General features: G+C 70.2%; 19 protein-coding genes. 12 read left to right on the forward strand and 7 right to left on the reverse strand.

Annotated elements, in window-relative coordinates:
* Positions 1 to 2 precede the first annotated feature (2 nt).
* Positions 3 to 293, reverse strand: coding sequence for a hypothetical protein (locus JYK02_RS38340; protein WP_207057918.1), 291 nt, complete (start codon positions 291 to 293; stop codon positions 3 to 5).
* A 343-nt stretch (positions 294 to 636) separates the two neighbouring features.
* Between JYK02_RS38340 and JYK02_RS38345 the strand changes: the two genes are divergently transcribed.
* Positions 637 to 1,377, forward strand: coding sequence for an SGNH/GDSL hydrolase family protein (locus JYK02_RS38345; protein ID WP_242589630.1), 741 nt, complete (start codon positions 637 to 639; stop codon positions 1,375 to 1,377).
* A 37-nt stretch (positions 1,378 to 1,414) separates the two neighbouring features.
* Positions 1,415 to 2,671, forward strand: coding sequence for a hypothetical protein (locus JYK02_RS38350; protein ID WP_207057919.1), 1,257 nt, complete (start codon positions 1,415 to 1,417; stop codon positions 2,669 to 2,671).
* Between the two features lie 15 nt (positions 2,672 to 2,686).
* Here the strand turns inward: JYK02_RS38350 and JYK02_RS38355 are convergent, their stop codons facing one another.
* Entirely contained in the window at positions 2,687 to 3,997 is a 1,311-nt protein-coding gene (locus JYK02_RS38355; protein ID WP_207057920.1) for a hypothetical protein, read from the reverse strand.
* Positions 3,998 to 4,198: 201 nt separating this feature from the next.
* On the opposite strand from JYK02_RS38355, the gene JYK02_RS38360 reads away from it, so the two are divergent.
* The 7 genes from JYK02_RS38360 (at position 4,199) to JYK02_RS38390 (ending at position 11,834) form a co-directional block, all read left to right on the forward strand.
* The gene (locus JYK02_RS38360) at positions 4,199 to 4,660 is read left to right on the forward strand and encodes an LIC_13387 family protein (RefSeq protein WP_207057921.1); all 462 of its coding nucleotides are present in this window, start codon (positions 4,199 to 4,201) and stop codon (positions 4,658 to 4,660) included.
* Positions 4,661 to 4,667: 7 nt separating this feature from the next.
* Entirely contained in the window at positions 4,668 to 6,335 is a 1,668-nt protein-coding gene (locus tag JYK02_RS38365; RefSeq protein WP_207057922.1) for a sensor histidine kinase, read from the forward strand.
* On the forward strand, positions 6,332 to 7,684 hold the full coding sequence (locus JYK02_RS38370) for a sigma-54-dependent transcriptional regulator (RefSeq protein ID WP_207057923.1): 1,353 nt from the start codon (positions 6,332 to 6,334) through the stop codon (positions 7,682 to 7,684). Before JYK02_RS38365 ends, JYK02_RS38370 begins: the two co-directional genes overlap by 4 nt.
* A 181-nt stretch (positions 7,685 to 7,865) precedes the next feature.
* The gene (locus JYK02_RS38375) at positions 7,866 to 9,440 is read left to right on the forward strand and encodes a SulP family inorganic anion transporter (RefSeq protein WP_207057924.1); all 1,575 of its coding nucleotides are present in this window, start codon (positions 7,866 to 7,868) and stop codon (positions 9,438 to 9,440) included.
* A complete protein-coding gene (locus tag JYK02_RS38380) occupies positions 9,437 to 10,135 on the forward strand; it encodes a carbonic anhydrase (RefSeq protein WP_207057925.1) in 699 nt (232 codons plus the stop codon). The genes JYK02_RS38375 and JYK02_RS38380 overlap by 4 nt, the downstream gene beginning before the upstream one ends.
* A gap of 27 nt (positions 10,136 to 10,162) precedes the next feature.
* A complete protein-coding gene (locus tag JYK02_RS38385) occupies positions 10,163 to 11,470 on the forward strand; it encodes a cytochrome P450 (RefSeq protein ID WP_207057926.1) in 1,308 nt (435 codons plus the stop codon).
* A 25-nt stretch (positions 11,471 to 11,495) separates the two neighbouring features.
* Positions 11,496 to 11,834: a putative quinol monooxygenase gene (locus JYK02_RS38390; RefSeq protein ID WP_207057927.1), complete on the forward strand. Its 339-nt coding sequence runs from the start codon at positions 11,496 to 11,498 to the stop codon at positions 11,832 to 11,834.
* Positions 11,835 to 11,859: 25 nt separating this feature from the next.
* On the opposite strand, the gene JYK02_RS38395 is transcribed toward JYK02_RS38390, so the two are convergent.
* From JYK02_RS38395 to JYK02_RS38405, 3 genes are read right to left on the reverse strand one after another with little or no spacing between them, the layout of a single operon-like run.
* The gene (locus tag JYK02_RS38395) at positions 11,860 to 12,840 is read right to left on the reverse strand and encodes a hypothetical protein (protein WP_207057928.1); all 981 of its coding nucleotides are present in this window, start codon (positions 12,838 to 12,840) and stop codon (positions 11,860 to 11,862) included.
* A 42-nt stretch (positions 12,841 to 12,882) separates the two neighbouring features.
* Positions 12,883 to 13,851: a hypothetical protein gene (locus JYK02_RS38400; protein WP_207057929.1), complete on the reverse strand. Its 969-nt coding sequence runs from the start codon at positions 13,849 to 13,851 to the stop codon at positions 12,883 to 12,885.
* On the reverse strand, positions 13,848 to 14,831 hold the full coding sequence (locus tag JYK02_RS38405; protein WP_207057930.1) for a hypothetical protein: 984 nt from the start codon (positions 14,829 to 14,831) through the stop codon (positions 13,848 to 13,850). Before JYK02_RS38405 ends, JYK02_RS38400 begins: the two co-directional genes overlap by 4 nt.
* Before the next feature lie 186 nt (positions 14,832 to 15,017).
* Between JYK02_RS38405 and JYK02_RS38410 the strand changes: the two genes are divergently transcribed.
* Positions 15,018 to 16,163, forward strand: coding sequence for a hypothetical protein (locus JYK02_RS38410; RefSeq protein ID WP_207057931.1), 1,146 nt, complete (start codon positions 15,018 to 15,020; stop codon positions 16,161 to 16,163).
* Positions 16,160 to 16,405, forward strand: coding sequence for a hypothetical protein (locus JYK02_RS38415; RefSeq protein ID WP_207057932.1), 246 nt, complete (start codon positions 16,160 to 16,162; stop codon positions 16,403 to 16,405). Before JYK02_RS38410 ends, JYK02_RS38415 begins: the two co-directional genes overlap by 4 nt.
* Before the next feature lie 3 nt (positions 16,406 to 16,408).
* Here the strand turns inward: JYK02_RS38415 and JYK02_RS38420 are convergent, their stop codons facing one another.
* The gene (locus JYK02_RS38420) at positions 16,409 to 17,689 is read right to left on the reverse strand and encodes a metal-dependent hydrolase family protein (protein ID WP_207057933.1); all 1,281 of its coding nucleotides are present in this window, start codon (positions 17,687 to 17,689) and stop codon (positions 16,409 to 16,411) included.
* 156 nt (positions 17,690 to 17,845) lie between these two features.
* On the opposite strand from JYK02_RS38420, the gene JYK02_RS38425 reads away from it, so the two are divergent.
* On the forward strand, positions 17,846 to 19,162 hold the full coding sequence (locus JYK02_RS38425; RefSeq protein ID WP_207057934.1) for a hypothetical protein: 1,317 nt from the start codon (positions 17,846 to 17,848) through the stop codon (positions 19,160 to 19,162).
* A 38-nt stretch (positions 19,163 to 19,200) separates the two neighbouring features.
* On the opposite strand, the gene JYK02_RS38430 is transcribed toward JYK02_RS38425, so the two are convergent.
* Entirely contained in the window at positions 19,201 to 21,141 is a 1,941-nt protein-coding gene (locus JYK02_RS38430) for an endonuclease/exonuclease/phosphatase family protein (RefSeq protein ID WP_207057935.1), read from the reverse strand.
* Between the last annotated feature and the right edge of the window lie 46 nt (positions 21,142 to 21,187).

Here is a 21,187-nt window from a genome sequence, read left to right on the forward strand (position 1 = left end):
CTTCAGAGCCTCTCATCGAGAGGGACATACAGGCCGTCGTTGTCGCTCTCATCGGATTCCTGGATGTCCAGCGACACCCCTTCCGTCACGGGTTCGACGTCATGGGACGTCACGATTTCACCCAGTCCCAGCAGGCCCCGCTTGAGGACCTTCAAGTCCTCCCGGAACGTTCCCCCCAGCTCGGCGTCCTTGCCGGCGAAAGGGGTCCAGGTGTCGAGCCGGCCCGCGAAGGTGGCGCCGGACCGGGTTCTCACCTCGACCGCGTTCAACTCCACTTCGAATCCCAGCGACATGCCAAGGCCTCTCCCGTGGGCGGCTCCACTCTAGACCAGCAGCGCCAGCGCGGCAGCAGCGCCTTGCCCATTCCTCGCGGGCTTCATGACGCACAGGTGCATCTCCGCCACGACGCGTGCCGCCTTCGGCGTGGGCGTGAGTCTTGGGGGGTTCACGCTCCGTGCGTGAAGGCGTGCACCGCGATGCGAGGGCAATGCCCATGATCAACGCCGCGAAAAGTCATAGGCATTCGAAGTGGCTTCAATTCTACACCCCCTGCCGCGTCGGGAGTGCGGGTCTGCCATTGAAACCGGCCTGCTTGCGATCCTGGATTGGAAGGAATTCATGAAGGGGGGGCTTCTGATGCATCGCATGTGGAGAACGCTGGGGCTGGCGCTGCTGGGGATGCTTGGCTTCAGCGGTTCAGTGGAAGGGGCGTCGCTGGAGCCGTGGGGCACGCGGCCGGCGGGGAGCGCCCGGTGGGGGGTAAAGAAGGTGATGCCGCTGGGCGACTCCATCACCCAGGGGGCGGCGGGGCACGCCAGCTACCGGTGTCAGCTCTGGCGCAAGCTGATCTCCAATGGCTACAGGGCGGACTTCGTGGGCACCCTGTCGACGGGCTACCTGGGGGAGAACACCTGCTCCGCGCGCTGGTTCGACCGCGACCATGAGGGGCACTGGAGTTACCGGGCGGAACAGGTGCTCGCGAACATCTCCAACTGGGCCGCGAGCACACAGCCCGACCTGGTGCTCATCCATCTGGGCACCAACGACACGTACCATGACCAACCCGAGGACAGCACCGTGCTGGAGCTGGAGCAGATCATCGACCGGCTGCGCGTGGTGAACCCACGGGTGAAGGTGTTCCTGGCCCAGCTCACTCCGACCTCGAGCGCCATCGCGTCGCTGAAGCTCCAGTCCCTCAACCAGCGCATTCCCCTGCTGGCCGAGGCCAAGAGCACGGAGGAGTCACCGGTCTACGTCGTGGACCAGTGGACCGGCTTCGTCCCCTCGACGGACACGTATGACGGGGTCCATCCGAACAGCCTCGGGGAGGAGAAGATGGCGGAGCGCTGGTATCAGGCCATCCGCGATCACCTCTGACTTGCCGCGTGCGTCCCGCGTGTTTCACACTTCAGTGATGACACGCACCTCCCGGCCCTGCTTCTGGCTCGTGGCCCTCGCGGCGGCGGTCACGGCGTGCGGCATGCCAGGCGCCCAGGACCGGGAGGTGCTCACCTCGGACGACAGCCTCTACGCGGTGCTGGAGGTGGTGCCGCGCTCGGGCGTGCCGCTGGAGCACGACCGGATGGGCCCGACGCGCGTGGCCGCGGTGGACCTCACGCCTGCCCGGAAGCGCGGAGCGCCGCGCTTCTTCGCGGAGGGAGACTTCGAGTGCAGCGGAAGCCGCTTCAGTTGCGGCCGGCTGGCCGAGGCACGTGGCGCCCTGCTGCTGGGGACCCCCTTTCCAACGTCCCTGGAGACCGGCGCGCTGGCCACCTGGGAAGAGGGGACGACGCGCACCCTGGAGGGCTCGCGGTTCGACTTCCTTGCCTTGAGCGGCCTGCCCCTCATGCGCCTGACGTCGGAGCTGGATGGACGGCCGGCCCGGGTGGAGGTGCGGCTGGTGAAGAAGTGCCGCGCGCGCGCCGTGCGGGTGCATGAGACCCGCTGGGAGGGCACTGGCAGCGGCGTCATCGCCGTGCCCGCCCGCATGCACCACCGCTGGGTGGAGCTGGAGCGGCCGGACTGCTTCGCGCCGCAGGACCTGGAGTCGGTCATCCCGACGCCCGACGAGCAGCGGAGCGCCGCGGAGCATGCCGCCGAGGTGGAGCGCTACCGGCTCGCGGAGGTGAAGAAGGCGCAGGACCGGCTGAGCGCGGCCCTCGCCTACCGCGACGAGCGCTTCGCCGCCTTCGAGGCAGAGGCGGCGCGCCTCGCCCGGCAGCCGCCGCTCTCCACACTGCGTCCGGATGCGCTCTCCGAGGTCGAGCGCCTGCTGCACCCGCACACCGCCGCGCTGGCGCGGGCCGCCGGGCTGAAGTCGGTGGAGATGCAGCGCGTGTGCAAGCAGCGTCAGCCGCGCAAGAGCGGGAGCAAGCCTGGCGGCTGCAAGTCGTGGGGGTACGCGATGGTGGTGACCTTCCGCGACGGAGAGGTCCAGCGCGTGATGCACCCGGGCAATGCCGAGCGTGCGCGGCACTTCTCGAAGGCCGCGCTGGACGCGGACGGCGTGCTGCGCGTGGAGGTTTCCTTGCCGGGGAGGTGGAAGCCCCCGCAGGTCGCCGAGCAGGTGCAGGCCACGCTGCGCTTCGCCGCGCGAGACCTCAAGCCCCGCGGAGACCCGGACCCGCGCGAGCTGCCGCGTCCCGACGGCTGGACCGTGTCGGCGCCCTGACGCCGTGGGCCCGCCTCAGAACCTCTCCTTGAGAGGAATCAACATGCCGTCGCCTTCATTTTCGCTGGCGTTCGGGATGTTCAGCACCACCTCGTCCTCGTCCGGCTGAGGCTCGTTGTCATACGCCGTCACGATTTCGCCCAGGCGCGTCAGGCCCCGCTTGAGTGCCTTCAGTTTCTCATGAGGCGTCATGTCCTCCAGGTCGGTGTCCTTACCGGCGAACGGGGTCCATTTGGCAAGCCGGCCCTCGAAGATGATGTTGTCCGCTCCTTTCACCCACTTGGGCGGGGTCGAATCGGGGACCCGCATGATGTTCTTGGTGACGACCTGCGGGTCGAGCCCTCCCAGGTCCCCGTGGAGCGCGGCGCGCAGGAACTCCTCGACCGTGTTCTTCACGGGAGAGCTCCCGATGCGGAGGGAGTTCTGGTACGCCACGCTGAAGACGTCGGTCAGGCGAAGGTGCCCCTTCTCCGGCCGGAGCTTGGCGAAACCCTCGAGATCCAGTTCTCCCAGGCGCCTCCGGTCCTCGGAGTTCAGGCGTTTCTCACGGAGGGTCAGGAGGTTGAAGCGCGGCAGGAAGAGGAAGCGGTTCTTGCCTACCACCTTGCTTCCTTCGAACGTGAGGCGGTGCAGGACCAGGTACAGGTACCCCAGCAGCCGGCGGTGGTGGCGGAGATTGAGGGTCAGCCCCAGTTGGTAGATGGCTTTGACGACAGCGCGCTCGTGCTGCAGATGCATGTCATCCAGCAGCTCCTCGAAGGGATGCTGGTTGTTGAGCAGGCAGGCGCCCAGGTGGTCCAGGTTCGTGGAGAAGTTCACCTGGATGCAGTCACCCGTGAAGGGCGTGCCGCCGCAGACGAGCGTGGCGGACCGGACCTCCGTCACCCGTGTGTCTTCGGGAGGCCAGCAGCACCAGAGGCTCCGCAGGAAGGAGACTTCCTGGGCCCCCATGCGGAGCTGAATGTCCTTCGAGGTCCGCCTGGCGGAGAACTCGACCGGTGTGGTCTGGGTCCCCTTCACGAAGGAGTCGATGGACTCCGCTCGCGTGCATTGCGCGAGGGCCGCGGTGAGCGCCACGAGCTGGTCGACCTGGACCCTCCAGGTGGGAGAGGGAACGTAGGGATTGATGTCGACGCCGGAGACAAGCTCCAGGGTCGACGTGCCTCCTATCGTGGCTCCCAGCGTGCCTGTCTCGATGACCGCGTTCACTCCCGGCCGGAGCTGGGTCTTGAACAGGGTCACGCCCTTGTACGTATCCCCGAAGGAGGCACCGGACTGGGTGCTCACCTTGACCCCGTTCAACTCCAATTCGAATCCCAGCGACATGCCAAGGCCCCTCTCGTGCCGGGGTCCGTCAGGGGCCCGGCTGCCCGCCCACGCTACTCCTTCCCAAGGCAGTCCTCGCGGCTTCCCGTGCACACGGAGCCCGGCACGGCGCGGACGCCGTCTGGGCAGCGCATGCCTGGCGCCCGCCGGTGAGGTCTCGCACGTGCCTGGAGGGCTTCAGCGGTACGCTGCGAAGAGCCCATGACCCTCAAGCAATTCTTCACGCCCTTTCGCTGCGCCGCCTACCTCCTGGTCCTGTACTGCCTCGCGCACACCGCGGGCGGCATGCTGGGACAGGCGAGCCTGGGCCCGGAGGCCGACGCCGTGTTCGCCCAGATGAAGTCGGTGTCGTTCGACTTCAACGGGGCGACCAGCAGTTGGTACGGCTTCTGGTTCGGCTTCGGGATGATGGTGTCGGTCTTCCTGCTGCTGTCCGCCGTCCTGGCATGGCAGCTCGACTCCGTGCCCCTGACTTCGTGGCGCGCGGTCTCCGGCATGGGCTGGGCCCTCGCGGCCGCGCACGCGGTGACGACGCTCCTCAGCGGGAGGTACTTCTTCATCGGACCGACCGTCTTCGGCATCGCCATCACGCTGCTGATGGGTGTTGGCACCTGGCGAAAGGGTGTGCGAGCGACTGCCGCACCGGCCGAATTGCGTGGATGATGGGCGCATGTCGTCGCCCCCGGCCCATCCCTCCCTGACCTCTCTCGTCCCTCCACCGGGCGAGCTTCTGCGCACGCAGAGGAAGGCGGGCCGGTCCGCCGTGGTCGGTCTGATGCTCCTCTGGGGCGCCGCCTTCGTGAGCCCCTTCCTGGCCTACCGGGAGGACGTGAAGGCGGCGGAGGGCGAGCTGCTCATCCACCTGTCGGATCGCGCGAGCCTCCAGGCCCAGGCGCTCGGCGCGCATCTGGGACTGCTGCGCTCGGAGCTCCAGCGGATGGCGGATCACCCGTCGCTCAGACCCGAGGACGGCGCATCCGGCGCCGAGGTCGCGCTCCTCGAGAACGCCTTTGGCCACACCTCGCTCTTCTCCGGGGGCGTCGCGCTGGTGTCCGCGGACGGCAGCCGCATGTGGAGCGACCCGGTGAACATGCCGCTCGGGCGCACACCGCTCGCGTTGCGCTCGTGGTTCCGTCGGATGGTGGAGGAGCGGAGCGCTTCGGTCGGATTGCTGGACGAGGAGGGTGGGGGACTCGTCGCGGTCGCCGTCCCCATCGTGCGTGACGAGCGGGTCGTGGGCCTGCTCGTGGGCGAGCTCGCGACGGCGAACGAGCTGCTGCCGAACCCTCGCGGGAAGAGCGAGTCCATGGTCGCCCTGCTCGGCGAGCGCGGCCGGCTCCTCCTCCCGGCGACGCCTCCGCCCCTGCTGCGCCAGCGGGAGCTGGCCTCACATCTCCGCCCGCTGGTGGACGCGCCCGGGGCCGTCACGCTCGGGAGCACGCGGCTGCTCGGCGCGGGGGCGCTCGTTCCCGGGACCGGGATGCTGCTCGCCGTGCTCGAGGACGAGGCGCAGGACCGCGCGCTGCTCAAGAGCCGCTACCTCGGCCAGCTCGGCTTCCACACCGCGCTGCTCGGCGGCGTGCTGCTGCTCTTCACGGTGCTGCTGCGCCGCTCCTACCGTTCGCTGATGGCCGCCGAGGAACAGCTGCGGCGCCAGGAGACGATGGCGGCGCTCGGCACGGCCTCCTCGCTCATCGCCCACGAGGTGAAGAACGCGCTCAACAGCATGCAGGCCGCGCTCAGCATGATCCGCGCGAAGGGAGGGGAGACGACCCTGCCCGTGCAGGCGCTGCGCTCCCAGGCGGACCGGCTGGGCCACCTCGCGCGGTCCCTCTTGAGCTTCGCTTCTCCCCAGAGCACGCAGCGGCGCAGCTGTGAGATGCACCTGCTGGTCCAGGACGCGCTCCAGGCGGTGCGGCTGCTGCCGGAGGCCGCGGACGTCGTCATCGAGACCACGCTGCAGGAGGGACTCTTCGTGAAGGGAGACCCCACGCTGCTGGTGTCCGCCGTGGACAACCTCATGCGCAACGCCGTCGAGGCCGGCGCCGTGGCGCACGACACGGGCCAGCAGCCCACGCCCCGCGTGGAGGTCCGGCTGCTCCGGCAGGGCGCGGAGGTGGTGCTCGTCGTGGAGGACAACGCGGGCGGAGTGCCCCCGGCCTTCGAGCCGAGGCTCTGGGAGCCCTTCGCGGTGGGCCGCTCGAGGGGCATCGGGCTCGGGCTTCCGATGGTACGCACGGCCATCCGTGCGCATGATGGAGGAAGCGTTTCCTATACCCGCGTGCCCGGAGGCAGCCGCTTCACGGTCCGCCTTCCGCTCGAGAAAATGGCTTCATGAGCACCTCCCTGCTGCTCGTCGATGACGACAGGACCTTCGCCTCGCTCGCGGCCTCCATGCTGAGCCAGGAGGGATTCCGCGTCCGGGTCGCGCGCTCGCTGCACGAGACCCGCGCCGCGCTCGCCGCCGAGGCCCCGGACCTCGTCGTGCTGGACCGGAGGCTGCCGGACGGGGATGGGCTCGTCTTCCTGCCCGAGCTGCGGGCCCAGCTTCCGGCGACCGTCGTCTTGATGGTGACCGCGCACGGCGACATCGAGAGCGCGGTCGAGGCCATCCGGGCGGGGGCTCGCGACTACCTCAGCAAGCCCGTCGAGATCGACGACCTGGTGATGCGCGCCCGCCGCGCGGCCAGCGACCTCCAGCTCCAGGAGCGGCTGCGCCAGGCCGAGAGCGTCCTCGAAGGACAGCATCGGATGGCGGAGCCCCGCTCGCTGGCGATGCGCAAGACGCTCGAGATGCTGGAGCGCATCGCCACCACGCCGCGAAGCCCCGTGCTGCTGCTGGGAGAGACGGGAACGGGCAAGGCGGTGCTCGCCCGCCATCTCCACGCCCTGCGCCAGAAGCAGGGGGCCTTCGTGCAGATCAACTGCGCCGCGCTCCCGGACACGATGATGGAGAGCGAGCTCTTCGGGCACGAGCGCGGCGCCTTCACGGACGCGAAGACGGCGCGGCGCGGGCTCGTGGAGCTCGCGAACGAGGGGCTCCTCTTCCTCGATGAAGTGGGGGAGCTGCCGCTCGCGCTCCAGGCGAAGCTGCTCACGTTCCTGGACAAGGGCGCGTTCCGGCGGCTCGGTGGCACGTCGGAGCTCACGAGCACCGCGCGCATCGTGGCGGCCACCAACAAGGACCTGGAAGCGGAGGTCGCCGCCGGGCGCTTCCGCGAGGACCTCTTCTTCCGGCTCAGCGTGTTCCGCGTGGACGTGCCCCCCTTGCGCGAGCGTCGCGAGGACGTGCTGCCGCTCGCAAGGACGCTCGTGCTGGAGCTCTGCTCGGAGCTCGGCCGCCGCCCGGTTCCCTTCTCGCCCGCCGCGGAGGAGCGCCTGCTGAGCTATCCCTTCCCCGGCAACGTCCGCGAGCTGCGCAACGTGCTCGAGCGGGCGCTCGTGCTCGAAGGCGGGCCCGCGCTCGAGCTCCAGTCGCTCGCCAAGGGGGGCGGAACGCCAGCGGCGGTCGACCCGAACGCCTTCTCCGTGTCGGGTCCGCCCCGGCCGCTCGATGAAGTGGAGCGGCTCTATGTCCGGCACGTGCTCGAGCAGTTGGGCGGCAGGCGCATGGAGGCGGCCCGCGCGCTGGGCCTCTCCTACCCGACCTTCCTCCGCCGCCTGGAGGAGAATTCCTCCTCGGAGTGACGGACTTAAAAGTTCTTTCATCGCTTGAGGCGCGGGCTTCAAGTTTCTTTCATTCCCTCGTGAGGACCGTCCGCGCCCCCGTCGGAAAGGGCCTGGATCAGGTCGGCACGGCGCTTGCGTAGCCCTGGCTGTCACGTCGAGCCCGGTGTGTGGCCCGGCAGATGTCAGGGGAGCTCAAGCAATGACTTCGGATGTAAAGGCTGCGGAGACGAGACCGTCGTTGAAGACGATCCTCGCCTCGGATTTGCCGGCTTCGCTGGTGGTGTTCCTGGTGGCGCTGCCCCTCTGTATGGGCATCGCGCTCGCCTCGGGTGCGCCCATCATGGCGGGACTCATCGCCGGCGTCGTGGGCGGCATGGTGGTGGGCTTGCTGGGGGGCGTGCCGCTGCTCGTGAGCGGGCCCGCCGCGGGCCTCGCGGTGATGGTGTTTGGCTTCATCCAGCAGCTGGGCTTCGCCGTGACGTGCGCGGCGGTGGCCGCGGCGGGCCTCGTGCAGGTGGCGCTCGGTGCGCTCAAGGTGGCGCGCTCCGCGCTGGCCATCTCGCCCGCGGTGATCCACGGCATGCTCGCGGGCATCGGCATCCTCATCGTGCTGGGGCAGGTGCACATCGTCCTGGGCGGCTCTCCGCAGAGCAACGCCTGGAACAACCTGCGGGAGCTGCCCGGGCAGATCCTGGACCTGCATGGCCCGGCCACGCTGCTGGGGCTGCTCACGCTGGGCATCCTCATCGCGTGGCAGTTCCTGCCCAACGGGAAGCTGAAGAAGGTCCCCGGGCCGCTGGTCGCGGTCGTGGGCGGCACGGTGGTCGCGGCGGTGATGAACGCGGACGTGGCGCGGGTGAAGCTGGCCGCGGACGCGCTGTCGGCCATCAACCTGCCTTCGCTTCCGGAAGGGTCCATGTGGGGCGCCTTCTTCGTGGCGGTCTTCTCCCTCGCGCTCGTGGCGAGCGCTGAGTCGCTCCTGAGCGCGGTGGCGACGGACAAGCTGCACACGGGCCCGCGCGCGAACCTGGACCGCGAGCTGCTCGCGCAGGGCGTGGCGAACACCGTCTCCGGTCTGGTCGGTGGTCTGCCCATCACGGGCGTCATCGTGCGCAGCGCGGCGAACATCAACGCGGGCGCGAAGACGCGCTGGTCGGCGGTGATGCACGCGGTGTGGATGCTGGCCTTCGTGACGCTGCTGGGAGGTCTGGCCTCCTACGTGCCGCTGACGGTGCTCGCCGGTCTGCTCGTGCACGTGGGCATGAAGCTCGTGAACCTCGCGCACATCCGCGAGCTGCGGCACCGGGGCGAGCTGCCCGTGTACCTCATCACCGTCTTCGGTGTCGTGGGCATCAACCTGCTCGCGGGCATCGGGCTGGGCCTTGGCGCGGCCATCCTCCGGCTGCTGTGGCAGCTGGGGCAGGTGCGCGTGGAGATCCAGCAGTCCAATGGCATCCACCAGGTCTGCATCAGCGGCGCGCTGACGTTCGTCGGTGTGCCGAAGCTGTCGACGGCGCTCGCGAAGATTCCCTCGGGCTCGCGGGTTGACGTGGACGTGGCGGTGAACACGCTGGACCACTCCGGCTTCGAGGCACTCGAGAGCTGGGCCGACACGTATCGCAAGACGGGTGGCACCGTGACCATGGAGCCGCTCGAAGACGTCTGGAGTCGCCGCAGCGCGCGTGCGCGCCCCGTTCCGGGGACCGATGCCGCGCTTTCCCCTTCCTCCCCCGTTCATCACGTTTCGTCTCTCGCTTCCGGAGGTGTGCAGTGAAGAAGCTCATCCGCGGTCTGCTGGATTTCCGCCGTCACACCCTGCCCTCGTACCGCGCGACCTTCGCGCGGCTCGCGAAGGGCCAGTCCCCTGACTGCCTCTTCATCAGCTGCTCGGACAGCCGCGTGGTGCCGAACCTGCTCGTGTCCACGGACCCCGGTGACCTCTTCACCGTGCGCAACGTGGGCAACCTCGTCCCGCCCGCGGCGAACGACGGTCACTCCGCGGGGGACCGCGGCGAGGCGGCGGCCATCGAGTTCTCCCTGGGCTTCCTGCCCATCGAGGACGTCGTGGTCTGCGGCCACTCGAGCTGCGGCGCGATGAAGGCCATCCTGGCCGGCGGCAACGTGGACGGCGCGCCGAACCTGGAGAAGTGGCTCGCGCACGGCGCGCCCTCGCTCAAGACGCTGAAGGAGAGCAACTCCCAGGTGGGCGTGGGGCTGCCGGACGCGGATCGCCTCGCCCAGCTGAACGTGCTCGAGCAGCTGGAGCACCTGAAGACCTACCCCATCGTGCGCGAGCGGCTGGCGGCGGGGACGCTGCGGCTGCACGGCTGGTGGTTCGACATCGGCGCGGCGCAGGTCCACGCCTACCGCGCGGACCTCGGCCGCTTCGTGCCCATCGATGAGACCGAGGGTGAGCGCCTGCTGGCGGGGATGTCGGACGAGCAGCCCGCGCTGCGCGCCGTGCAGTAAGGCGGCCTGGCACCCCGGCGCTCCCGCGTGGATCGCCGGGGCGCTGCTTCAGCCCCGGGGCCGGTGAGCAACCAGCCCCGGGGGCAGCGTCCGTATCCGTTCGTGGAGCCCCGCCCCTCCGGGCCAGCGGGCATCGCCACGGAGACGCCGTTGCAGACGTACGACCTGTTCGCCCCCACCACCGAGGCCGAGCGCCACGCCCTGTATGCGCGCATGCGCGCGGAGTCCGGGCTCTGCCGCATCGCGCCCTTCGGCGCCTACGCCGCCGCCCGGTACGAGGACGTGCGCACCGTCCAGAAGGACGCGCAGCGGTTCTCCTCTGAAGCGCTCGCGACGACGGCGGAGCCGCCCTGGCTGGGACCCAACCCGGTGTCGCAATCGCTCGTCACCCGGGATCCGCCGCGCCACACGCAGCTTCGCGCCATGGTCAACCGGGCCTTCGGTGCCAGCGGCATGGCGCGGCTGGAGGCCCAGGTGCGCCACGAGGCCCAGACGCTGGCCGAGGCCGCCGTCCATCAGCGCGAGGTGGACCTGGTGGACGCGTTCTCCTTCGTGCTGCCGCGCAACATCATCGGGCAGATGCTGGGCCTGGAGCCGTCCACCTTCACCGAGTTCAAGCGCTGGTCGGTGAACATGGGCCTCATCACCTCGGCGGTGCCGGCGCAGCACGCGGGCATCCGCGACACGGTGAAGGAGATGGAGGACTACCTCGGGGGCGTCATCGCCGCGCGTCGCCGGCAGCCGGGGGAGGACATGGTGAGCGACCTGCTGCGCGCGGAGGTGGAGGGGCAGCGGCTCACCGACGCGGAGGTCCTGTCCTTCCTGTTCCTCTTGCTGCCCGCGGGCATGGAGACGACGGCGCAGCTCATCGGCAACGCGGCCATCCTGCTCGCGCGCCATCCCGAGCAACTGGAGCAGGCGCGGGCGGACCGCGCGCACATCCCGCGTTTCATCGAGGAGGTGCTCCGCTGCGAGCCCCCCGCGCAGTTCGCCTTCCGCGTCGCGACGTCGGACGTGGAGCTGGCCGGGACGCCCATTCCGGCGGGCAGCCTGGTCATGGGGCTGGTGGCGAGCGCCAACCGCGACGAGCGCATCTTCGAACAGCCGGACGCGTTCCTGCCCGGCCGGGACAAGGCAAGCCAGCACCTCGCGTTCGGCCACGGCATCCACTTCTGCCTGGGCGCGCAGCTCGCGAGGATGGAGGCACGGCTGGCGCTGGAGGCGCTCGTGCCACGCATCAGCGCCCTGCGGCTCCGCACGCCGGACGTGGAATGGCTCCCGGGGCTCACCATCCACGGGCCCCGGACGCTCCCGGTGGAACTGCTCCCTGCGTGAGACCGGGCTGCCCTATCCTCAGCGGATGGCGCTCCTGGTGCAGTGTGAGTTTCGGGTGAAGCAGTCTGACCATGAGCCGGAGTTCATCCGGCTCGCCCGGGCGTTGGCTTCCGCCGCCGCGACCGAACCGGGAACGCTGCGTTACCAGTGGTTCGTCGCGCAGCGCCCGGGGCACTACTCCATCCTCGAGGAGTACGTCGACGCCGCCGCGGCCGAAACCCACAACGCGAACGTGGGAGCGCTGCTCGTCGAACTCTTCTCCGTGGCCGAGCTGGTGTCGATATCGTTCTACGGAGCGCTCAATAAGTACCTGCGCGACTGGGCCACCGGACGGGACGGAGTCTCCGTCCATGTCCCGTTGTGAATCCAGCCTTCGAAGGGTGAGACGGCTACTCCCGCCGGCGGCGCCAGAGCCGCAGCGTGGCGAGGAGTCCCAGCATCGTCAGGCCTCCTCCCGCCTGCGTGCAGCCGCCTTTGGATGGATTGCTGATGGGCTCCACATCCTGAGTGCCCGCGTCTGGCGTCCCCGCGTCCACGGACTGCGTGGCGCAGCTCAGCTCGAAGTCCACGCTCAGCGGCGGCAGCTCGATGCTTGCGTGCTCCAGCGTCCCCTTGAGCGTCGCCTGGTGGCGCCCCGGCGTGAGGCCCAGGCCGGGCGGCGACGGGTTGCCCGGCGTGCAGACCGTGTAGAGGAACAGCAGCTGCCGGTTGTACTCGTACTGGTGGCTCTCGTAGTTGTCCGCGCCCGTCGACGTCAGCCCGTGGTGATTGCTGAAGGACCAGGGCTGGCCGTCCACCTCCACCGTCCAGTGCACCCACGGCAGGAAGGGCACCAGCTCCGCTGACGGCGTGAAGCGCAGCGTGGTGGAGTCGCCCTCCTGGGGGCTCCCGCAGTTCGCGTCTCCGTACACCGCGAACGTCCCCCGGCTCGGCGTGTCCGCGCTCAGCGTGCCCAGGGTCGTGGGCAGGGGCCGCTCCGGGCCCGCGGTGAAGGTCGCGGACTGCGTCTGCGTCTCCTGGTGCTGGCAATTGCCCTTCGCTTCGATGCGGTACTGCGTGCCCGGCACGAGCGGCGCCTTGGGCACCACGACATGCGTCGCGCGAGCGCCGTTCGCCAACGTGAAGGGCACCGGCGTGCCGTCCGACTGGAGCAGCCGGAGGGTGGAGACATCCGTGTTCTCCAGCAGCGGCGGCCTCACCACCAACCCGGGGACGTTCGCGGGAACCGTTCCCCCGTCCTCGGGGAGCGGGAAGCGAACGTCGATGAGGCAGTTGGGCGCGACGCAGGCCTCCGCCGACGGGGGCGCGAGCATCCCCGCCCCCAGGAGGAACATCCCCACCGCGCCCCATGTCCAAGCGTGTCCGTGCATTTGCTTCATCAGACACCGGGGCCCGGCGCAGTGGGACATCGCTCAGGAACGGCGCCGCCAGAGCCGGAGCGTGGCGAGGAGCCCGAACGCCGTGAGGCCTCCGCCCGCTTGCGAGCATCCGTCATCACGCGGGTCTTCGGGCCCGATGTCTGGCGCGGGGGCGGGCTCCTCCTGGGGGCACGCCAGCTCGAAGGAGACCTCCATGGGCGGAAGCGGCGTGCCGGACTGCTCGAGCACCGGGCGCAGCGTGGCCACATGCCTTCCCGAGGGAAGGCCCTGGTCCGAAGGCGACTGCTCATTGGGCAGCACCTGGCAGACCGAGTAGACGATGAGCAGGTCATGCGCGTACGCGAACCGGTTCGGGGGCATGACGTTGCCCGCGGCGTCCACCGCACCGTGCGGCGCCGTGGCCCAGGTCTGCCCATCCACCTCCAACGTCCAGTGCACCCACGGGAGGAACGGCACCAGCTCCGGCGAGGGCGTGAAGCCCAGCGTCACCTGGCGGCCTTCCACGCCCACGGAGCAGGTCGAGCCACCCCAGACCTGGAAGGTCGCCTGCTGCTCCGGAGCCGCTCGCAGGGTGCCGGACGTCGCAGGCAACGTGACCGCCGGACCCGCCGTGAACGACACCTCCGCCGTGCCGGGCTCCTGCGGATAACCTGCGCAGAGGTCGCGGGCCTCCAGGCGATAGCGGGTCCCAGGAACGAGTGGCGCGGCCGGAACGACGAGCCCGCTCCGGTGGGGACCTGTCAGGAAGGTTGCCTCCACGTCGGCGCCGTCCTCCGTGCGCAGGCTCAGGTTCTCGGATTCCATGCCGTACAGGGGCGACGGCAGCACCACCAGGGCCGGCACGTTCGCGGGCACGACCGCGTCCGAGGGCAGCGGGGCGCTGAACTTCGTGGGGTCGCACACGGGACCGCCGCACGCCTCCGCGGAAGGGGGCAGGGCCAGTCCCCCTCCCACCATGAACGTTCCCACCGCCACCAGGGCCTTCCATTCACGAGTCGTCATGACCTTGAGACACGCGAGCCCCGCACGTTGGGACAGGGGCATGGGGTCCGGCGGCGCCAGAGGCGGAGGGCCGCCAGCAGGCCCAGCACCGACAGGCCGCCTCCGGCCTGCGTGCATCCCTTGGCCTTCACTGGAACCTCGTCATCCGGACCGGAGCCTGTGCCGGGGCCCGGGCCGTAGCCGCCGTCGCCGCCGGTGTGAGGGCAGTACACTTCGAAGGCGACCTCCAGCGCGGGCAGCGCGGTCCCTGCTTGTTCGAGCACCGGGCGCAGCGTGGCCGTGTGCGGGCCCTCGGAGACGCCCCTGGCCGAGGCGGGCATGCCGGGGGGCTCGTTGTCACAGAGCGTATAGACGGTCAGCAGGTCCCGCATCGTCCTGAACCCATCCGCGGGCCTGGCACCGCCGCTGGCGTCCACCGCGCCGTGCGGAGCCGTGGCCCATGTCTGTCCATCCACCTCCAGCGTCCAGTGCACCCACGGAAGGAAAGGCACCAGCCCGGGGGCGGGAGTGAACTCCAGCTTCGCCCACCCGCCCGTGTAGTTCGCCGCGCAGGATGCGCCGCCGTCCCAGACCCTGAGGATTCCTGCCTCACGGTCTCCCATTTTCAGCACGCCGGTCGCCGTGGGCAGCCCGACAGCCGGGCCCGCGGTGAAGTCCGCCATCGCGACGAAGGGCTGTCCCGTGCGGCCTTCGGAGCAGGGGACGCTGCCCTCCAGGCGGTAGCGCGTTCCGGGAACGAGCGGCGCGGCCGGGACGAGGATGCCACTGTTGTCTGGACCCTTGAGGACGCGGGCCTCCACGCCGGTGCCGTCCTCCGTGCGCAGGCGCAGGCTCTGCTCCTCCACCCATTCATAGGCAGGCGGCACCACCACCAGGGCGGGCACGTTGGCCGGGACGATCGCGTTCGGGGGCAGGGGAACGCGGCTGCCCTCCACGCTGCACAGGGGGCGCCCACACGCCTCCGCCGAGAGAGGCCTCACCAGGCCAAAGCCTCCCAGGAACACTCCAATTGTCAGGGCCGTCCATCCGCATGTCTTCATGGCCCTTGAGACACGCGGGCCCTTGACGCTGGGACATGGCGCATGCGCGACCGTTCAGCGCACGGGAGCGACCGTCCGGCGCATGGACCCGGGAGGCAGCCTCGCGGCGAGCCGATACTGCCGGGCATGCGACGCAAACTCGTGCTGCTGGTGCTGGCCGTGGCGGTGTGGCTGCCATCACTCCAGTTCCTGTTCCGGCCCCGGAATCCAGAGGCCCTGGCCGCGGCACTGGCCTTCCGCCAGCGCACGTTCTCGCTTCAGGAGCAGAGCGCGGACCGAGACGTGCTCCAGCGCACGAACCCGGAGTGGGACCTGATGGTGCGCACCTTCTCCGCGTTGTCGTTCGCGAACCTCGCGCTGTCGGAGCCCGCGCGAAGGGCGGAGCACCTGGCCGTGGTGGACGCGCTCATCGCCCGGACGCGGCGCGACGAACGACGGGCACACGATGCCTTCTTCCTGCCCTACGTGAGCGCGGGGGCTTTCAAGGACCCCGCCGGGCGCAGCCTCTTCGTGGACGGTGAGCTGGCGTTGATGCTCGCCGCGCGCCAACTGGTGGAGCCGCGCTCGGACTACGCGCCGCTCCTGCGCGAGCGCGTGGACCTCATCACCGGACAACTGGAGCGGGCGCCGGTGCTCGCGGCGGAGAGCTATCCCGACGAGGGCTGGACCTTCTGCAACACGGTGGCGCTCGCCGCGCTGCGCCTGTCGGACAGGGTGGATGGGCGGGACCACGGGGCACTGCTGCGCCGGTGGGTGGCCTCGGCGCGGGAGAACCTGTCCGACAGTCGGACAGGTTTGCTCGTGTCGAGCTTCACCTACGACGGCGTGACGAAGGACGGACCCGAGGGCTCGACGCTGTGGCTCGCGGCGCACATGCTCCAGGTGGTGGACGCGGACTTCGCGCGCGACCAGTACCAGCGTGCACGCGCCGCGCTCCTGGGACAGGCGCTGGGCTTCACGTGGGCGGGGGAGTGGCCCGAGGCGCAGGCAGTGGCGGTGCAGGACATCGACTCCGGGCCCACGATTCCGTGGGTGAACGCGAACGCGGGTTCCAGCGGGCTCGCGCTCGTGGGCGCGGCGGCGTTCGATGACGAGGAGGCGCTGGACGGGCTGCTCACCAGCCTCCACTTCGCGGCCTTCCCCGTGCATGACGACAAAGGCCTGCGCTTCGCGGCGGGCAACCCGCTCGCGGACGCGGTGCTGCTGTACGCGCTCGTCGAAGGACCCCTCTGGCGCCTCGCGCAGGCGCCGCGGCTGGAGGCACACCGATGATGCGTCACCCGTTCGTCATCGCGGCGTTGGGCATCGCCGCGCTCTTCCTCGTGCTGCACCTGGGCGGAGGCCGCGAGTCCGTGGGCCTGCTGTCCGGGACCGTCGTGGGCGGTCCCTGGCAGATGGGCCTGGGCATCGTCTACGCGCTGGCCTGGTTCGGCACGGTGCTGGTGGCGCCGGTGCTCCTGTTGGCAGGGCTCGCGGACACCGCGCTCGGCCGCTTCCGCCGTGAGAAGACCTGAGCCTCAGCGCCGGTACAGCGTGCCGCCCTTCATCACCAGCCGCACCTGCCGCACGGCGGCGATGTCCTGCGTGGGGTCGCCCTCCACGGCGACGAGGTCCGCGTAGAGCCCGGCCTTCACCTGCCCGATGCGGTCCTCCCAGTGCAACATGCGCGCGTTGCCGGAGGTGGCCGCCTGGAGCGCCTGCGCGGGCGTCACGCCGCTGGCCACCAGCAGCTCCAGCTCGCGCGCGTTCTCCCCGTGCGTGAAGACCCCCGAGTCCCCACCCACGCACAGCGGCACTCCCGCCGCCAGCGCGGCCTTGAGGCCCTCGCGCTTCTTCTTCGCGGACTCGGGCTCCGGATCCACGCCGCGCTTCCAGCCCCGGTACTGGAGCATGGCGTCGCCCGCCGCCAGCGTGGGGCACAGGAACACGCCCCGCTGCGCCATCAGCTTCCACACCTCCGGAGTGCCCGCGTCGCCATGCTCGATGCTCTCCGCACCGGCCAGCACCGCGCGCTTCATGCCCTCCGGCGTGCTGGCGTGCACGGCCACCGGACGCCCGCCGCTGCGAGCCGTCTCCACGATGAGCCGCATCTCCTCCTGGGAGAACGTGGGCAGCGCCTCACCCCGCGGGCCCCAGCGGTAGTCGCCGTAGACCTTGATCCAGTCCGCGCCGCGCCCCATCTGCCCGCGCACCACGCGCGTGAGTCCGTCCACGCCGTCCGCCTCCTCCGCGCCCTGCGGCACCGTCCATTCCGACGCGAAGCCCTTGGGGCCATAGCTGCCGGTGGCGACGATGGCGCGCGTGGTGACGACCATGCGGGGGCCCGGGATGATGCCCTGGTCGATGGCCTGCTTGAGGCCCACGTCCGCGTCCCCCGCGCCCTCCGTGCCCAGGTCGCGCGTGGTGGTGAAGCCCGCCAGCAGCGCCGCCTTCGCGTGGTTCGTGGCCCTCGCCACGCGCAGCGCCAGGGACTCCTTGAGCACCTGGTCGTCCCACTTCGCCTCGTTGTACGGATGCAGGAACAGGTGCGAGTGGCCCTCGATGAGCCCGGGCAGCAGCGTCGCGCCGGGCAGGTCGATGACCTCCGCGCCCTCCGGGGCCTTCACACCCTGCGCGGGCCCCGCGGAGACGATGCGCTCACCGGTGACGACCACCACCCAGCCCGCATGGGGCTTCGCGGTGGTGCCGTCGAAGACGCGTGCCGGGCGCAGCACGTAGGAACGGGCAGGGGCCTGGGCCCGCGCGGACGCGGAGCCGAGGACCATGGACAGGGCGGTGGCAAGGAGCAGGGCGCGCATGTGGGCGCACAGTCTGCTCGCGCCCCGCCGCCCGGGACCATCGGTTTGTAGGACAGGTCCCATGGAGTGCTTTTCTTCGCACGGGATGTCAGCCTGCGTGCATCCGTGCGTCGGGGGCCGGTCCTGAACGCCGCGTTGCTTCCCTGGGGACCTGACTTGCATCGACTGATTGCACTCGCCGTGCTGCTGTGTGTCGCCTGTGGCGACAAGACCGAACCGCCTCCCGAGCCCACCCCGGACGCGGGCACGGAAGTCCGCGAGGCGACCCTCATCGTCCACTCGGACTGGTGGAACCTCGAATCCACCTTCGGCGTCGTGAAGGGCATCACCGTCCTCCTGGGGGACGGCAGCCGCTTCCGCCAGCCCCTGGGCCGTGACGGCATCGCGCGCTTCGAGGACCCGGCCATCACCGGCCCGCAGGACATCACCGTCGTCATCGCGGGGGAGAACAAGGTGGTGGCCAGCACGACGCTGGCCATGGAGGGCAAGGAGGTGTGGATCCGCGCCGGCGTTGGCCTCCTGACGAGCGTCCCGTCCAGCCTGCAGGCCACGCTCACCGGCCGCGTGACGAACCTTCGCGGGAGTCCCGCGGAGCTGCGCGTGGTGGGCGAGGGCTTCCACAACCTGACGACCTACACGACGGTGGATGGAACCTTCCGCCTCGACGTCCTGGGCGCCAACCCCGGCAAGGTGGCGCTGTTCGTCCTTGGCAGCACCGGCGGGGTCCGGACCTACGGGCTGCTGCGGGACATCGCCGTGGGAGGGGCGCGGACCGTCAGCGACCTGGTCATCCCCATGGACCGCGTGATGGACCAGCGGCTGCCCGTGGAGGTGACGAACGTGCAGCCCTATGAAGCCGTGAAGAGCGTCGTCGCCTTCCACAGGCTCGGCTCGACGCACTTGTGGAGCGCGGTCGGCACCGCGACCCCGCCCTTCGAGGTCCCGACCCTGGCCCGGACGCCGCCATTCGACACCGTGGAGCTCGTGCTGTCCGTGTCGGCGGGCGCCTACGAGCGGGTCTCTTCCGGCTTTGTGGCCGCGACCACGCCGATGGTGGACGGAGGCCTCACCACCCTGGCCCTGCCGGCGCCCATGTCGCTCACCTCGCCCACGCCGGGCACATTTGCCGCGCCCGGCTCGGCGCCTCGCTCCGGGCTGACCCTGGGCTGGAGCACGGACCCCGCCGCCCATGTCGTGACGGTGCGTCTGACGCCCCTGCCGCTGGAGGGCGAGCCGAGGCTGCACTGGTACCTCACCGCGCCCGCGACGGTCAGCGGCTTCGCCCCCTTCACCCTGCCAGCGGAGGTTTCCGAGCTGCGGGAGCTGAGCGCGGGCCACTACCGCCTTGAGTGGAGCTCGCACTTCCTGGGAACGGGGCACGGCTACCCGGAGTTCCTCGCCCCGGCGCCTCCGCCGACAGGCCCGGACGCCTGGTTCACGAGCACCTACGGCAGCGTCATCCTCCAGGACTGAGGCACCCTTCGCCTTCCGCGTGCTGGTGCCGCTTCGCGCTACGGCGCCAGCGCGCGGAACACCTTGGTGTCGCCGTCGTAGTTGCCCGGGTTCCAGTACACCTTGTCCGCGCCGTCCCGGCCGTCGATGTCCGCGAAGAAGAAGCCGGTGTTCTCCGAGTTGCTGAAGCCGGTGTTGTCCATCACCGGGCTGCCCGCGAAGTTTGTGCCGGTGCTGGGGTACACCTGCATGCGGCCCTCGCGGAAGCCCGGCCGCCAGAAGACCTTGTCCGCCTTGCCGTCGCCGTCCACGTCCGCGAAGTAGAAGCGGGACGTGTCCACGCCGCTGGTGCCCGCCTCGTGCAGGAAGAACAGCGCGAAGGCCCCCGCGCCGGTGGAGCGGTACACGCGCGTGCGGCCCCCTTCCTGGTCGGGGTTCCACAGCACGCGGTCCGCCTTGCCGTCGCCGTCCACGTCCGCGAAGTACACGCGCGTATTGCCGCTGGTGTTCGCTCCCGTGGTGCTCGTCACCGCGGCGCCGAAGGACACCGTGCCGTTGCACTTCGATACGAAGGTGTCGAAGGCGCCGGACTTCTGCGTCGGGTTCCAGCGCACCATGTCCGCGCAACCATCCCCGGTGACGTCCGCGAAGAAGAAGCGCGTGGCGTCGCTCGTGCTGGCCGCCTGCGTGACGTCCACGCGGCTGTTGAAGGTGCCGTCGCACTTCGCGGGGTAGATGCGCACCTCGCCGTCACCCAGGGTGGGCCGCCAGAGGACCTTGTCCGCGCAGCCGTCGCCGGTGACGTCGGAGAAGAAGAAGCGCGTGGTGGCGACACCGCTCGTCGCGCCCGTGTTCTTCACCGCCGCCTCGAAGCCGCCGTCGCACTTCGACTTCGCCACCCACGTCTCGCCCTCGCCCACCGCGGAGTTCCAACTGATGCGGTCCGCGCAGCCATCCCCCGTGACGTCCGCGAAGAACAGCTGCGTGCCCGTGGACGTGCCGCTGGGCGTGGGGGAGAGGGTGGAGCCCGCGGAGAAGAGGGTGGGGCGGATGGTGGCGAGCACCGGGTAGTGGTCCGACGGGGAGAGGCCGTCGACTTCCGTCCGGTCGATGGCGGGCGCGGACGAAGTGAGCGCGCCGCCGTTGTGGAAGATGTAGTCCAGCCGGTTGTACTTCGTGGACGTGGAGCCATTCCACGCGTTGTTGAACGTGGCGTCGTCCAGCCCCGTCACGCCGTCGAAGCGCGCGGTGCGGAACAGCCGGGCCCCGGCCTCCAGGTTCGCGATGGTGGCCTCTCCCGGCGTGGACTGGCCCTGCGCGTCGGCGTTGAAGTCCCCCATGGCGATGACCGGCAGCCCGCCGGGCTTCGAGGCGAGGAACGACGCCATCTGCTCCGCTTCCTTGAGCCGCCCCAGCGAGCACTCGGCCGCGTAGGCGAAGTGCGTGTTGGCCACGAAGTACACCTGGCCCGACGTCAGGTCGCGCAGGCCCACCCAGGAGATCTTCTTTCCTTCCGCGTGGCTGAAGCACGTGGCGGTGGAGGCGTAGGGATTCACGAGCGCCTCGTTGCCCTGGCCCACCTCGGAGGCGATCTCGAAGCGGCTCTTCTTGAAGAAGATGAGCTTCGGGCTGCCACCGCCCGGGTTGTGGACGCCGTAGGGCTTGTCCGTGCCCGTCAGCCCCGCGATGAGGTCCGCGGGGATGCTGGGCCCACCCGAGGGCGCCTGGGCCTCCTGCACGCCGACGATGTCCGCGTTGTTCGCGAGGATGCGCTGGAGGACCGCCGCCTTGCGGTTGGGCCACGCGCGCACGCCCGTGTCCAGCGGACCCCGCACGTTGTACGTCATCACCCGGAACGCCTTGTGGCCCGTCGCCGCCAGCGCCCGCGACTGTCCGAGCAACACCTCACTGGAGGGCGGCTCCCCTCCCTCCGGCCCGCAGGCCAGCAGCAGCGCGGTGGACACCGAGGACAGCGCGAGACGCAGACGAAAGCTTCGCATGATTGCGATTATACACGTAAAACGAGAAATAACATCAAATCCTTAT

Origin of the sequence: Corallococcus macrosporus (genome assembly GCF_017302985.1) — a bacterium.
Taxonomy (GTDB): Bacteria; Myxococcota; Myxococcia; order Myxococcales; family Myxococcaceae; genus Corallococcus; species Corallococcus macrosporus_A.